At 63.5% G+C, this 14755-nt stretch carries 10 protein-coding genes; 8 read left to right on the top strand and 2 right to left on the bottom strand.

All coding sequences use genetic code 11. The annotated features are described in order from the left end of the window. The first annotated feature begins 4 nt into the window (after positions 1-4). The 5 genes from MNBBLIKP_RS09320 to MNBBLIKP_RS09300 all read left to right on the top strand — a co-directional run bounded on the left by MNBBLIKP_RS09320 (position 5) and on the right by MNBBLIKP_RS09300 (position 6843). Complete coding sequence (locus MNBBLIKP_RS09320) at positions 5-1501, top strand: carotenoid oxygenase family protein (RefSeq protein ID WP_088309858.1); 1497 nt, start codon at positions 5-7, stop codon at positions 1499-1501. 1 nt (position 1502) lies between these two features. Beyond that, positions 1503-3197 carry a class I adenylate-forming enzyme family protein gene (locus MNBBLIKP_RS09315; RefSeq protein ID WP_088309771.1) on the top strand — a complete coding sequence of 565 codons (1695 nt, stop codon included), beginning with the start codon at positions 1503-1505 and terminating at the stop codon, positions 3195-3197. A 2-nt stretch (positions 3198-3199) separates the two neighbouring features. Beyond that, positions 3200-4432, top strand: coding sequence for an acetyl-CoA acetyltransferase (locus MNBBLIKP_RS09310; protein ID WP_088309769.1), 1233 nt, complete (start codon positions 3200-3202; stop codon positions 4430-4432). A gap of 1 nt (position 4433) precedes the next feature. Continuing rightward, complete coding sequence (locus tag MNBBLIKP_RS09305; RefSeq protein ID WP_254912985.1) at positions 4434-5609, top strand: acetyl-CoA C-acyltransferase; 1176 nt, start codon at positions 4434-4436, stop codon at positions 5607-5609. A gap of 223 nt (positions 5610-5832) precedes the next feature. Further along, positions 5833-6843 (top strand): AraC family transcriptional regulator, encoded by a 1011-nt coding sequence (locus MNBBLIKP_RS09300; protein WP_088309765.1) that lies wholly within the window; start codon positions 5833-5835, stop codon positions 6841-6843. A gap of 6 nt (positions 6844-6849) precedes the next feature. Here MNBBLIKP_RS09300 and MNBBLIKP_RS09295 read toward each other — a convergent pair whose 3' ends face one another. Then, entirely contained in the window at positions 6850-7782 is a 933-nt protein-coding gene (locus MNBBLIKP_RS09295) for a 2-hydroxyacid dehydrogenase (RefSeq protein WP_088309763.1), read from the bottom strand. 4 nt (positions 7783-7786) lie between these two features. Continuing rightward, positions 7787-9622, bottom strand: a complete 1836-nt coding sequence (gene ilvD / locus MNBBLIKP_RS09290; RefSeq protein ID WP_088309761.1) for a dihydroxy-acid dehydratase — start codon at positions 9620-9622, stop codon at positions 7787-7789. 177 nt (positions 9623-9799) lie between these two features. Here ilvD and MNBBLIKP_RS09285 point away from each other — a divergent pair, with 177 nt between their 5' ends. From MNBBLIKP_RS09285 to MNBBLIKP_RS09275, 3 genes are all read left to right on the top strand, one after another. Further along, complete coding sequence (locus MNBBLIKP_RS09285; RefSeq protein ID WP_088309759.1) at positions 9800-11944, top strand: PQQ-dependent dehydrogenase, methanol/ethanol family; 2145 nt, start codon at positions 9800-9802, stop codon at positions 11942-11944. A gap of 78 nt (positions 11945-12022) precedes the next feature. Next, entirely contained in the window at positions 12023-13567 is a 1545-nt protein-coding gene (locus MNBBLIKP_RS09280) for an acetolactate synthase large subunit (RefSeq protein ID WP_088309757.1), read from the top strand. A gap of 9 nt (positions 13568-13576) precedes the next feature. Continuing rightward, positions 13577-14740 (top strand): L-lactate dehydrogenase, encoded by a 1164-nt coding sequence (locus MNBBLIKP_RS09275; RefSeq protein ID WP_088309755.1) that lies wholly within the window; start codon positions 13577-13579, stop codon positions 14738-14740. The last annotated feature ends 15 nt before the right edge of the window (positions 14741-14755 follow it).

Genomic DNA, 14755 nt, shown 5'->3' with positions numbered 1-14755 from the left:
GCAAATGACGGTGGAACTGGTCGGGACCGTGCGATCGACGCTGAAGAACACGGACCATCCTTATATGCAGGGCGCCTGGCGCCCAACCTTCAATGAATGGAACGCAATCTTCGCCAATGGCGACGCGGAGGTGATCGGCACGATCCCCGACGATATTGACGGTGTCTATGTCCGCACCGGTGAAATCCCCGTGCACGAACCGATTGGCCGCTATCATCCGTTTGATGGCGACGGGCAGATCCACAGCATCAGCTTCAAGAACGGCCGCGCCAGCTATCGCAGCCGGTTCGTGCGGACCAAGGGCTTCCAGGCCGAACAGGAAGCTGGCCAGGCGCTGTGGGCCGGACTGATGGAGCCGCCGCACAAAAGCACCCGGCCAGGCTGGGGCGCGCAGGAATGGCTCAAGGATTCGTCTTCGACCGACGTGGTGGTCCACGCCGGCAAGATTCTCTCCTCGTTCTACCAGTGCGGCGAGGGCTACCGGCTCGATCCCTTCACGCTCGAACAGTTCGGGACTGAAGGCTGGGTCCCGCTTGATGGCATTTCCGCGCATACCAAAGTGGACGAGGCAACCGGCGAGCTGCTGTTCTTCAACTATTCGAAGCATGCCCCATTCATGCATTACGGGGTGGTCGGGCCGGACAACAAGCTAAAGCACTATATTCCGGTGCCGCTGGCAGGCCCCCGTCTGCCCCACGACATGGCCTTCACCAAGAACTATGCCATCATCAATGACATGCCGCTCTACTGGAACCCGGAGCTGCTGGAACGCAACCTTCACGTGGTGCAGTTCCATCCCGACCAGAAGACCCGGTTCGGGATCATCCCCCGCATGGGTCAACCCGAAGACATCCGCTGGTTCGAAGCTGAGCCGACCTATACCCTGCACTGGCTCAACGCCTGGGAGGAAGGCGACGAGGTGATCCTTGACGGCTATTTCCAGGAAGAGCCCCAGCCCAAATCGCATCCCGATGCGCCCGATGGCCTGGAACGGATGATGGCCTATCTCAGCCAGGGTCTGATGAAACCCAAGCTGCACCGTTGGCGCTTCAATCTGAAGACTGGCGAGACCAGCGAAGAGCGGCTGGACGACCGGATTCTGGAATTCGGGATGTTCAACCAGAAATACGCCGGCCGCAAATACCGCTATGCCTATTCGGCCGTGCCCGAACCGTACTGGTTCCTGTTTACCGGGCTGGTCAAGCATGACCTTGAAACCGGCAAGAGCGAGGAAATCAGCTTTGGCCCGGGCCGCTATGGCAGCGAAACGCCCTTTGCCCCGCGCATCAATGCCAAGGACGAGGACGATGGCTACCTGGTCTCGTTCATTGCCGATGTCGAAGGTGACCGCAGCGAATGCGTGCTGATTGATGCCAAGAACTTCGCCGCCGGGCCGGTCTGCCGGATCGTGCTGCCCGAACGGTTCTGTTCGGGCACGCACTCGGTCTGGGCCAATGGCGACGACATCGGCATGGGCCCCAACACGGTCCTGGCCGGATAGGATGATCGTCGCAGGGGAGAACAAGCGCGCGGCATATCGGAACAGCGGCTGGTGGGGCGACAAGACCCTGGCCGACATGTTCGAAGCCAACGCGGTGGCGCATCCGGACCGGATGGCGCTGGTCGATGCACCCAACCGCGGGCAATTCGCCTTTGGTGAGCAAAGGCGGCTGACCTATGCTCAGATGAAGGCCGAGGTGGATCGCTATGCCGGGGCACTGCTCGCAGCCGGAATCGGCAAGGATGACGTGATTGTCATCCAGTTGCCGAACATCAGCGAATTCGTCTCGCTCTATTTCGCGGCGGCGCGGATCGGGGCCGTGGTCAGCCCGGTGGCGGTGCAATACCGCAGCCACGAGCTGTCAGCGATGTTCGGGATTGTCGAGCCAAAGGCGTTCATCTGCGGCACCCGGATGCACCACGCGGATCACCTGGGGGTGGTACGCCCGTTGCTGGGCGATGCTATCAAGCTGATGACCGTCGGTCCCGATGCGCCTGCTGACGCAGTCGACCTGTGGAACGAACCGGCCCGCCCTGAATTGCTCGCCGCGCACCTGACCGCGACCAAGATCGACGCCGACGATGTCTTCACGATCTGCTGGACCTCTGGCACCACCGGCGTGCCTAAAGGCGTGCCGCGCAGCCACAACCATTGGGTGGGGATCGCGCCCGGCACCTATGTCACGGCGCGGCTGCAAGACGGGGATGTGATGCTCAACCCCTTCCCGCTGATCAATATGGCCTCGATCGGCGGGATCACCATGAGCTGGCTGCGCGTCGCGGGCACGATGGTGCTGCATCATCCGTTCGATCCGCAGGTTTACCTCGCCCAGATCGCCAGCGAGCGGCCCAGCTTCACTATCGCCCCGCCCGCCGTGCTCAACATGCTGCTGCAGAACGAGGCGCTGCTGGCGCAAGTGGACCTGTCCAGCCTGCGCACGATCGGCTCGGGCTCGGCCCCGCTGGCCCCGGCGATGGTCGCAGGCTTTCAGGAACGGCTTGGCCTGCCGGTGATCAACATCTTCGGATCGAACGAGGGGATGACCCTGATTACCGGACCCGACGATGTCCCCGATCCTGTCGAACGCGCCAGCTATTTCCCGAACGGACTAAACCTGACACCCTTCTTTGGTGATGCCCCCCAGCGGATCATGGAAAGCCGGCTGGTCCCGCCCGAAGGCGGGGAGGCGATCACGGCCGAAGAAGTGCCGGGCGAACTCCAGATCCGCGGGCCTGCCGTGTTTGAAGGCTACTGGAAAGCGCCAGAGCAAACTGCGGCGGCCTTTACCGAGGACGGCTTCTTCAAGACCGGCGACCTGTTTCAGATTGAACAGGGCGGCCGGTTCCTGCGCTTTGTCGGGCGCTGCAAGGATCTGATCATTCGCGGCGGGGTGAACATTTCGCCCGAAGAGATCGACCAGCTGCTGGGCGGGCATCCGCTGCTGGCCGAAGCCTGCGTGTTCGGCATCCCCGATGCTGTAATGGGCGAACGGATCGGGGTTGCTGTGGTGCCGCGCGGCGATTCCACGGTCAGCTTCGGTGATGTCACTGGCTACCTGCGCGAACAGGACCTCGCCATGTTCAAGCTGCCCGAACGAATGTTCGTGTTTGATAGCCTGCCGCGCAATGTGACAAACAAGGTGATGCGCAGCGAAGTGCGCGAACTGGCGCTCAAGATGATGGAACAGGGAGGCTGACCATGGCCGCAGAAGTTTTCGTATTGGGCGGAGCCCAGAGCGATTTTGCCCGCAATCTCGAACGCGAGGGCGGCGGGATGTTTGAACTGTTCCGCGATGTTGCAGAGGCTGCCTTTGCCGCGACCGGGATTGAACCCAAGGAAGTCGAGACTGCTCACGTTGGCAACTTCGTGGGCGAGCTGTTCGCCGGGCAAGGCCAGCTCGGCGGGTTTTTCGGCCACGTCCATCCGGATCTGGCGGGTGTTCCGGCATCACGCCACGAAGCCGCTTGCGCCTCAGGCTCAATCGCGTTGTTGGCTGCCGGTGCCGAGATCGAGGCGGGCCGTTATGGCCTGGCGCTGGTGCTTGGGATTGAGCTGATGCGCAACGTGCCCGGCCAGCGCGCCGCCGAGTACCTCGGTTCAGCCGCCTGGGCCGGGCGCGAGGCGCAAGAGGCACGATACCTCTGGCCCTACATGTTCTCCGACGTCGCCCGCGAATATTCCGAACGTTTCGGGCTGGACCGCGCGCACCTCAATGCGATCAGCGAAATCGCCTTCAGCAATGCCAAGCGTAATCCCAATTCGCAGACCCGCAGCTGGGCGATCACCCCCGAACACCTCAGCGATACCAACGATGAGCTCAACCCACCGATCGAGGGATCCTTGCGCAAGTCCGATTGTGGGCAGGTGACCGACGGTGCCGCTGCCATCTTCCTCGCCTCGCGCGAGGTGGCTGAACGCTATGCCAAGCGGCGCGGGATCGCGCTCGACAGCTTGCCCCGGATCAAGGGCTGGGGCCACACCACTGCGCCTCTGCTCTATTCCACCAAAGTCAGCGCCAGCCGCGGCCAGCCCTATGTCTTCCCCAGCGTGCGCAAGGCGATGCTGGACGCGCTGGACCGCGCCGGAATGGCGGATGTCTATGGGTGTGACGGGGTTGAGGTGCATGACTGCTTTTCGATCACCGAATATATGGCGATCGACCACTTCGGAATCACCCCGCCAGGCGAAAGCTGGCGCGCGGTGGAAGACGGCACGATTGCGCTGGGCGGCAAGCTGCCGGTCAACCCCTCGGGCGGACTGATTGGCCTTGGCCACCCGGTTGGCGCCACCGGGGTCCGCATGATGCTCGACGCCTGGCGGCAGGTGACCGGCAATGCCGGTGATTACCAGGTCGAAGGCGCGAAGAACTTCGCCACCTTCAACGTCGGCGGCAGTGCAACCACATCGGTCAGCTTCGTGGTCGGCATCTGACTTGGCGCATCCGGTTTTCATCTATGACGCGCTGCGCACCCCGCGCGGCAAGGCACGGGCTGATGGCGGGCTTGCCGCGCTGACCCCGCCCGGGCTGGTTCAGGCGCTGGTTGATGCGCTTGCCGAACGGACCGGCGGAGCCTCGCGCGATCCCGGCGCACTGCTGCTTGGCTGCGTGACCCAGGCCGGAGCTCAGGGCGGCAACATCGCGATGGCGGCCAAGCAGCATGCCGGCCTGCCCGATACCTGCGCTGCCCAAACACTCAACAACTATTGCGCCTCGGGCCTGTCGGCGATCGGCCATGCCGTGGCCACGGTTGCTGCTGGACACGAACGAGCCGTGCTGGCCGGCGGTGTCGAGATGATGAGCCGGGCGCCGTTCCTCAGCGACCGGGCGGAATTTTATGGCGACACAAGCCTGCCGCCGGCCCGGCGGTTCTTGCCGCCGGTGCTCGCCGCCGACCGCCTGGCTGCGAACGAGGGGATCACCCGCGCCGAACTCGATGCCTGTGCCTTCACCTCGCAGCAGCGCGCGGCGGCAAGTGACCGCGACCCTCTGCTCCAGGCATCCCGGCTCGACCTTGGCGCGCTGGCTGGCGAGGAATGCATCCGGCCCGGGACCACCCTGGAATCGCTTGCCCAGTTGCCTCCGGCTTTCGGGCAGCTGCAGAATGACTATGCCGAGGCGCTGGAAGGACGGAGGTTCGATCCGCTCCACACGCTCAGCCACGCCCCGCCAGTCTGCGATGGGGCGGGCCTCGCCTTGATCGGAGACGAAGGACTGGGCGACCGGCCGCGCGCCCGGGTCCTGGCCTATGCCGAAAGCGGAGGCGATCCCGCCGCCTCGCTCACCGCCGGGTTCGCGGCGATGGACAAGGCGCTTGCCCGTGCCGGTCACCGTCTCGAAGACATGGACCGGATCGAGTTCATGGAAGCCTTCGCGGTGACCATCGCCAGGTTCATGCGGGATCGTTCGCCCGATCCGGAAAAGGTCAACGTTTGTGGCGGTCATCTGGCCAAAGGCCATCCGATGGGTGCCACGGGTGCGATCCTGACTTCGACACTGCTGGATGCGCTGGATGCCAACAATGGGCGCTTTGGCCTCATCGTCACAACCGGTGCAATGGGCGTTGGAGCGGCCATGGTGGTTGAAAGACTGGCGCCCTATGCGGCTTAAGGCTGAAACACTTACCTCCTCATGGCAATTCGAAGCATGGCAGATGGCCTGTTCCGATCGCGGCATGTTCAGGCCATTTCGATGGTGTGCAGATCCGGGTATGGCGTAAGCGACCCTGTCCCGGCAGGTGAAGGGGATTAAAGGCCGCTGCCTGGTCGGCTTCTGGACAGCGCCGAGAATCTGATGCGTGAGACACAACGGCTCTTATGCTAGTGCGCTCATCATGGCCGATCCGCATGAGATCATGATCCGCGTTGCCGCACTGGAAGGGTTCAGGACATTTGTGTTCGAACTCGGCCATGATCCCGTGCCGATCCTGCTGCGGGCCGGGATTGATCCGGCACAGCTGGGAAATCGCGATTTCAGGATCCCGACCCGGTGTTTCAGGCTAGCCTTGAACGAAGCAGCCGCGGCGACCGGGCTGGCCCATTTCGGCTTGCTGCTTTCCCAGCGACAGAGCTTTTCCAAGCTGGGCGCAGTGGGATTGCTGGTGCGCCATGCGGCGGACCTGAGCCAGGCGATCGATCGGCTGGCGCGCTATACCCGCACCCATGATGGCGGAACGCTCAGCCAGTTACAGATCGATGGGCAATCGGCGATGTGGCTCTATGGCCTGGCCGGGGTAGCGGGCGATTCCGCGATCCAGCAAACTGAATTGACGGTTGGTCTGACCTGCAATTTCATCCGCTCGGTGTTTGACGAAGGCTGGACCCCGCAGGCGGTCTATTTCGAACATGATCGCCCTGCCGATGTCCGCCTGTTTGACCGGGTATTTCGCTGCCCGGTGCTGTTCGGGCAGGCCGCGACCGGCATCGAGCTGAGCCGCGCTGACCTTGGCCGCTCGCTGCGCACCGCCGATCCGCAGCTGTTCGGGATACTCCACGACTATCTTGACCGGATCGACCGCGAGATGACCGAAGATTTCATCGCCCGTTCAAAGCAGGAGATTCAGCGATTGCTTGGCGACAGCGTCAGTCTTGAGGCGGTGGCCGCTGCCCTAGGCGTCAATCGCCATGCCTTGCAGCGACGTTTGAAGACTATGGGAACGAGCTATCAACAATTGCTGGATGATGTCCGGTTTGAGATGGCTCAGCACTATATGCGCGATACCGGCCTCTCGCTGGGCGAGATCAGCGCCATGCTGGGCTATTCCGAACCAGCAGTATTCACTCGCGCATTCCGCCGCCGCGCCGGGCAATCACCGCGCGGCTGGCGGCAGGCACGGCTGGGTTGATCGCGGTCAGGACACAGTCAGCCGATCAGGTGGCGTTGCCCCACTCAGGAAGGTCAGCAGATTGTTCAAGGCCCGCATCGCCATGTCGGTCCGGCAAGCCGAGGTGGCCGAGCCGATGTGGGGCGTCAGGACAACCTGATCCATCGCCAGCAGCGCCGCCGGTACGGCCGGTTCCGCTGCAAATACATCCAGTCCGGCAGCGGCCAGGTGACCCGATTGCAGGGCTGCGACCAGCGCCGCTTCATCGGCCACACTGCCGCGTGCGGTGTTGATCAGGACTGCACCGGGCTTCATCGCGCCCAACCTCGCGGCGTCGATCAGAGCTTCGGTCTCTCCGGTCAGTGGCAGGTGAAGCGACACGAAATCGGCCTGACCCAGCAGCTCGTCCAGATCAGTGCAGCGGGTCACACCCAGCGCGGTAGCCGCATCATCGCGGGCGCTGCGGTTCCAGTAGAGCACTTTCATCCCAAACCCAGCAGCGCGGCGGGCCACGGCCTGGGCAATCGCGCCGAACCCGACCAGGCCCAGTGTGGCTCCGCTAACCCGCTGGCCAAGTGTCCATGGTTCGCCAGCGCTCCAGCTTCCGGCCCGGACATAGCGGTCACCCCGCGCTACCCCGCGTGCCGCCGCGAGGAGCAAGGCAAAGGCCAGATCGGCGGTATCCTCGGTCACCACCGGCGTGTTGCTCACCACGATCCCGCGCGCGGCGGCAGCAGCCAGATCGATGTTATCCACGCCCACCCCGATATTGGCGATCAGTCCAAGCGATGGGGGAAGCTGTGCAATTGCCGCGGCATCGAGCCGGTCGATTGCGGGAACCACGATTGCCCGCGCGCCAGCAGGATCGCCGTCACCCAGCACGACAAAGTCAATCGGTTGGTCCCCGCACTTGAGCGGAGGCAGCGGCAACAGCCGGGTGGTCAGAACCTTGATGCTCATGCCGCTAGATCTCCCGAATCCCGCCCTTGTCGGCGCTGGCAGCAAAGTGGGCATAGGCCCTGAGAGCCTTCGAGATCACGCGCTTGCGCGGCTCAGTCGGCTGCCAGGGATTGGCGCGTGCGGCCATCGCGGCGCGGCGCGCAGCGAGGGTCTCCTCATCCAATTCGATCCGGATCGCCCTGCCGGGAATGTCGATGGTAACGGTATCGCCTTCCTCAATCAGCCCGATCCCGCCGCCCGCAGCCGCTTCGGGTGACATATGCCCAACCGACAGTCCGGACGTAGCACCCGAATAGCGCCCATCGGTAATCAGAGCGCAAGTTTCGGCCAGCCCCATGCCCTTGAGCATGGTGGTGGGCAGCAGCATTTCCTGCATTCCGGGGCCGCCCTTGGGCCCTTCATAGCGGATTACCACGACATCGCCGGGCTTGATCTGCCGGGTGCCGATCGCATGGACGGCTGTTTCCTGTGCATCGAACACACGCGCCCGGCCCGAGAACACCAGCATGTGATCCTTGACCGATCCGGTCTTCACCACGCAGCCGTGCTCGGCGATATTACCGGTCAGGATCGCCAGCCCGCCTTCCTTGCTGTGGGCGTGATCCACATCGCGCAGGCAGCCGTTGGCCCGGTCCGTATCCAGTTCGCCCAGCGTAGCGTGCGAGAGCGACTGGGCGCCCGTCCGGCCCGAGGCATCGGCGCGGTACCAGTCGAGCGTGGCGGGATCGCTGCTGCGCAAGATGTCCCATTGTGCCAGAACATCGGCCAGGGTTCCGCCGGGGCTGGCCAGATGCGGGGCCGAGGCATCGACATGCCCGGCGCGCTCAAGCTCGCCCAGAATGCCGATCACCCCGCCGGCCTTGTGAACATCCTCCATGAAATAGTCGGGCGTGGCCGGGGCAACCTTGCACAGGAACGGCACCCGGCGGCTCATCGCGTCAATATCGGCCATGGTGAAATCGACTCCGGCTTCATGCGCCAGCGCCAGCAGGTGCAGGATCGTGTTGGTCGATCCGCCCATTGCGATGTCCATCGCCATCGCGTTCATGAAGGCCGGCCGGGTCGCCACAGCGCGCGGCAGCACGCTGGCATCGCCATCGAAATAGTGGCGCTTGGCCAGACTGACGATTTCGCTCGCTGCGCGCTGGTACAGCGTCTTGCGGTTGGCGTGGGTGGCTACCAGCGATCCGTTGCCGGGCAGTGCCAGCCCCAGTGCCTCGGCCAGGCAGTTCATCGAATTGGCGGTAAACATGCCGCTGCACGAACCGCAGGTCGGGCAGGCGTTGGCCTCAACCTCTTCCACCTGCCCGCCGAGATGGCTGGGATCGAGCGCTGAGATTACGGTGTCGGTGGCATCCATGCGCCGGACCTGACCGTTGACGGTAATCCGGCCGGCTTCCATCGGCCCGCCCGAAACATAGATCACCGGAATGTTGAGGCGCAGCCCGGCCATCAGCATTCCGGGCGTGATCTTGTCGCAGTTCGAGATACAGATCAGCGCGTCGGCCAAGTGGCCCTGCACCATGTATTCGATCGAATCCGCGATCAGATCGCGGCTGGGCAGCGAATAGAGCATCCCGTCATGGCCCATGGCGATCCCGTCATCGATCGCAATGGTGTTGAATTCGCGGGGAATCCCGCCTGCCTCCCAGATTGCATCGCAGACGATCCGGCCGATCGTGTTGAGGTGGACGTGGCCGGGCACGAACTCAGTGAAGCTGTTGGCCACAGCGATGATCGGCTTGCCAAAGTCGGTGCCCTTGACCCCGCCAGCCCGAAACAGCGCCCGTGCGCCCGCCGAAAGCCCGCCAGTGGTAACGCGGTCAGAACGAAGTGCCATGTCAGTCCCCCTCAAAGTGCAGTCCCGGCGATTTTGGTGCAACAAATGGCGCGGTGCTTGGCGCAAGACCGCACTCTTGCGCTGAAAAATCAATTAAAGCACTTTTCGGTCAATTTCAGACCTGAGATTGTGCCATGGTAGAGCCTTGGGAATCCGGAAATCGGGAGGGGACTGGTTGTGAGCGAAACTAGGTTCAAGGGACTGGCGATACTGGCAGCCGGACTGGTAACATTGTCTGGCTGCGGCGGCGGTCTGTCAGACGAGGCCGCGACGCGGGCGATCGCCGAAGCCGCCAAGACCGGCAAGGAATGGCTGACCTATGGCGGCAGCTATGACGAGCAACGCTATTCGCAGCTGGGCGCGATCACCAAGGACAATGTCTCCACGCTCGGCATCGCCTGGTCCTATGACATGAAAGTCCCGCATGGGGTTGAAGCGACCCCGATCGTGTCGGACGGCGTGATGTATGTCACCAGCGCCTGGTCGATCGTCTATGCGCTTGATGCCAAGACCGGCAAGGAGCTGTGGGTCCACGATCCCGAAGTGCCACGCGAAACGCTGGCCAAGGGCTGCTGCGACGCGGTCAACCGCGGGGTCGCGATCTATGATGGCAAGGTCTTCGTCGGCACCTACGATGGCCGCCTGCAGGCACTCGACGCCAAGACCGGCAAACTGGTGTGGAGCAAAATCACAGTCGATCAGACCAAACCCTATACCATCACCGGCGCGCCGCGCGTGGTCAAAGGCAAGGTGCTGATCGGTAATGGCGGGGCGGAACTGGGCGTGCGCGGCTATGTTTCGGCCTACGACGCGGCTGATGGCGATCTGGCCTGGCGGTTCTACACCACGCCCAACCCGGAGAAGAAGGCCGATGGCGCGGCTTCCGATGAAGCACTTGCCGCGCAGGGCAACGCCACCTGGGGCGACAAGGGCGGCTGGCAGACCGCAGGCGGCGGCACCGTGTGGGACACGATCGTCTATGACGAGGTCAATGAAAGCGTGCTGATCGGCACCGGCAATTCATCGCCGTGGAACGACGAAGTGCGCGATCCCGGCGGCAAGGGCGACAACCTGTTCGTCTCTTCGATCGTCGCGCTTGATCCGGCGACCGGCAAGTACAAGTGGCACTTCCAGGAAACCCCGCGCGACAAGTGGGACTTTACCGCGACGCAAGGGATCGTGCTGGCCGACCTGCCGATTGGCAAGGACGGCGCCAAGCAGCGCGTCATCATGCACGCGCCCAAGAACGGCTTTTTCTATGTGCTCGATGCCAAGACCGGCAAATTCCTGAGCGGCAAGGCCTTTGCGCCGATGACCTGGGCGACCGGGCTTGATGCCAATGGTCGGCCGATCGAGAATCCCGCGGCACGCAATCCCGATGAAAAGGGCACATTGGTCGTCCCCGGACCTCCGGGCGCGCACAACTGGCCACCGATGGCCTTCAACCCCGATACCGGGCTGGTCTATATCCCGACCGAGGTGAACGGGCAGCTCTACCAGGTCAAGCCTGGCGAAAAGCTGGCAAAGAGCTTCTGGAATGTCGGCTACAACATGGCTGGCGGCATTCCGCCAGGCCTGCCCAAGGGCATGCTGCCGCAGGTCCAGTCGGGCCAGAGCGGCGGACTGCTCGCCTGGGATCCGGTCAAACAGGAAGCGCGTTGGTCGGTTGATCTGGGGGCCCCGGGCAACGGCGGCATCCTGACCACCAAGACAGGCCTGGTGTTCCAGGGCACCAAGGCCGGACTACTCCGCGCCTACGATGCTGCGAATGGCAAGGTGCTGTGGGAAACCAATCTCAAGCGCGGGGCATCGGCCGCACCGATGACTTATGAGATTGACGGTGAGCAGTACATCGCGATTGCCACCGGATGGGGCAGCGCCTGGGGGCTCAACCATGGCCTGTTCTGGAAGGAAAAGGTCAACCGCGAAATTGGCCGACTGGTGGTTATCAAGCTGGGCGCGAAAGGCACCCTGCCCGACAACGCCCCGCTCGCGGTCGAAGCCAGCCCCAAAGGTGCCGCCTTTGGCACGCCTGAACAGGTCGCCTTGGGTTTCCAGCGCTATGCTGAGAACTGCATGGTCTGCCATGGCCCGATGGTGCAGAGTTCTGGTGTGCTACCAGACCTGCGTTGGTCGGCGGTTACTGCCGATCCAGCCACCTGGCGTCAGGTGGTGATTGATGGGGTACTCAAGCCCAATGGCATGGTTGCCTTTGGGCAAAATCTGACGCCGCAGGAGGCCGAAGCGATCCGCGCCTATGTCCTTGGCCAAGCCTGGATGGCAGTCGCCAATGGCGATGCCAAGCCGCCTAAGAGCAAGTAACTGCATCTGAAATGGGCCGGACCTGCGGGTCCGGCCAGTTTGCATTTGTACCTCCAATAGCCCTTGAGGAATCCAGCCATGAACGGTGCCGAGGCCCTGATCGAAACCCTGCAACTATGCGGTGTGGAAGTGTGCTTTGCCAATCCGGGCACGTCGGAAATGCAATTGGTTGCCGCGCTCGACAGTCACGCCCGGATCAGGCCGGTGCTGGGGCTGTTCGAAGGCGTGGTGACGGGCGCTGCGGATGGCTATGGCCGGATGGCCGACAAGCCTGCCGCCACCTTGTTGCACCTGGGTCCGGGGTTGGGCAACGGACTTGCCAACCTGCACAATGCGCGTCGCGCCGGATCGCCTATTATCAATCTGATCGGCGATCATGCCACCTATCACCTGCACTATGATGCGCCGCTGACTTCGGATGCAGCAGGTGTAGCTCGGCCGATGTCGGACTGGGTCCGGGTAGCGCGTTCGGCGCGGGATCTGCCGCAGGCCGGAGCCGAAGCCTATGCTCAGGCGATGCGTTACCCCGGCGCCATTGCTTCGCTGATCGTCCCTGCCGACCACGCCTGGGATGAAGGGGCGAGCACGGTCGCCGCAGCGATCCCGGCCGCGCCGCCCAAAGCGCCAGCCGCCGTGGTTGCCGATGCCGCCGAGGCCTTGCTCAGCACAGGACCCACCGCACTATATCTCGGCGGTCGTGCCCTGCGCGGCCAAGCGCTCATTGCAGCCGGGCGGATCGCCGCCGCCACTGGAGCCCGGCTGATCTGCGAAACGTTTCCAGCCCGGATGGAACGCGGGGCAGGCCGGGTCGCGGTCGAAAAGCTGCCCTATTTCGGCGAGCAAGCGGCTGACTACCTGAAGGACTTTACCGCAATCGTATTTGTCGGGGCTGAACCGCCAGTCTCGTTCTTTGCCTATCCCGGCAAGCCCAGCTGGCTTTCCCCCGATGGTGCGCGGCTTGTCCGGCTCGCATCGCTGCGGGAAGACGCCGAAGATGCGCTGAGTTCTCTAGCCGCAGCATTGGACGCCCCGACTGAGCCTGGTCTGATCCAGCCAGCCGGAATCCCACCGGCGCCTGATGGTCCGCTCAACCTAATGAGCATGGGGGCAATCGTGGCCGAACGGATGCCAGCCGATGCAATCGTTTCGGACGAAGCCGCGACGGCGGGGCTGGCGCTTTATCCGATGACTGCGGGCGCGGCCCCGCACGACTGGATGACGCTGACCGGCGGCGCGATCGGCCAGGGCTTGCCGTTAGCGGTGGGCGCCGCGATTGCCTGCCCAGACCGCAAGGTTCTGGCGCTCCAGGCCGATGGCTCGGGCATGTACACGTGCCAGGCGCTGTGGACCATGGCGCGCGAAAAGCTGGATGTAACCACGGTGATCATCAACAACGGCTCCTACGCCATCCTCAACATCGAACTTGCCCGGGTCGGGGTGCAGAACCCCGGGCCCAAGGCCCTGTCGATGCTCAGTCTGCGCGATCCGGCGCTAGATTGGGTGGCGATCTCGCAAGGCATGGGGGTCCCCGCGGTGCGTGCGACCACAGCCGCCGAATTTCGCGCTGCGCTGGCCGATGCGATTGCCCACAAGGGCCCGCGGCTGGTTGAAGCGATCGTCTGAGGAACACCGATGCCCAGCCTCAATCTCGTACCCGCAACTGTCGCCGATTATCGCCGCGAAGCAGAGGCGCGACTGCCACGCTTCCTGTTCGACTATCTCGATGGCGGTGCTGGTGAGGAAATGAGCTTGGCGAGCAATATGGCCGATTTCCGCGCAATCCAGCTGGATCAGCGGGTGATGCGTGACGTTTCCGAGATCGACATCAGCATCGAGTTGTTTGGCGAAAAACTGACAATGCCGGTTGTGCTCGCTCCGGTCGGTCTGGGCGGGATGATGGCGCGGCGGGCCGAACTGCAGGCCAAGCGCGCGGCAGACGCGGCCGGCATCCCGATGTGCCTTTCAACCGTCGGCATCTGTTCGATCGATGAAGTGAGACAGGTTTCCGACCGGCCGTTCTGGTTCCAGCTCTACATGCTGAAAGACCGCGGCGTGGTGCAGGAGATTCTGGACCGCGCCTGGGCAGCGGGGGTTCGCACCTTGGCCTTTACCGTCGATCTGGCCGTATTGGGCGCGCGCTACCGCGATGTCCGCAATGGCATGGCTGGCGGAGCGAGCGCCTGGGGCAAGTTTCGGGCTGGTCTCGGCGATTATCTGCTGCATCCACGCTGGCTCTATGACGTCGGCATCAAAGGCGGGCCGCACACCTTCGGCAATCTGCAATCGTATGTCCCGGCGGCCAAGAACCCCGAACAGTTCAAAGTCTGGGTCGACAGCCAGTTTGATGCTTCCACCAACTGGAAGGACATCGCCTGGCTGCGCACCATCTGGAAAGGCAATCTGGTGCTGAAGGGCGTGCTCAACGCCGATGATGCCAAAGAAGCCGTTGCCAATGGCGCCGACGGCATGGTGGTATCCAACCACGGCGGTCGCCAGCTTGACGGTGTGGCATCGGGGATAGCCGTGTTGCCTGAGATTGCCGATGCGCTGGGCGGATCTTCGACCTTGCTGGTCGATGGCGGGGTTCGCAGCGGTCAGGATGTTGCCAAGGCTCTGGCGCTTGGCGCCAAGGCAGTGATGATTGGTCGGCCCTGGGTCTATGCCGTGGCCTCGCGCGGCGAGGCAGGGCTTTCAGCACTGCTGGCCAGCTTCAAACACGATCTGAAGACCGGATTGGGCCTGACCGGCACAACCAGCGCCGCTGCAGTTGGACGTGACATTATCCGAAAGCGCTAACCGCGCCGTTCGGAT

This window comes from Novosphingobium sp. B 225, from assembly GCF_002198665.1.
GTDB lineage: Bacteria > Pseudomonadota > Alphaproteobacteria > Sphingomonadales > Sphingomonadaceae > Novosphingobium.
The sequence above is the reverse complement of the archived record's forward strand: the minus strand, read 5'-3'. Positions and strand labels throughout refer to the sequence as shown.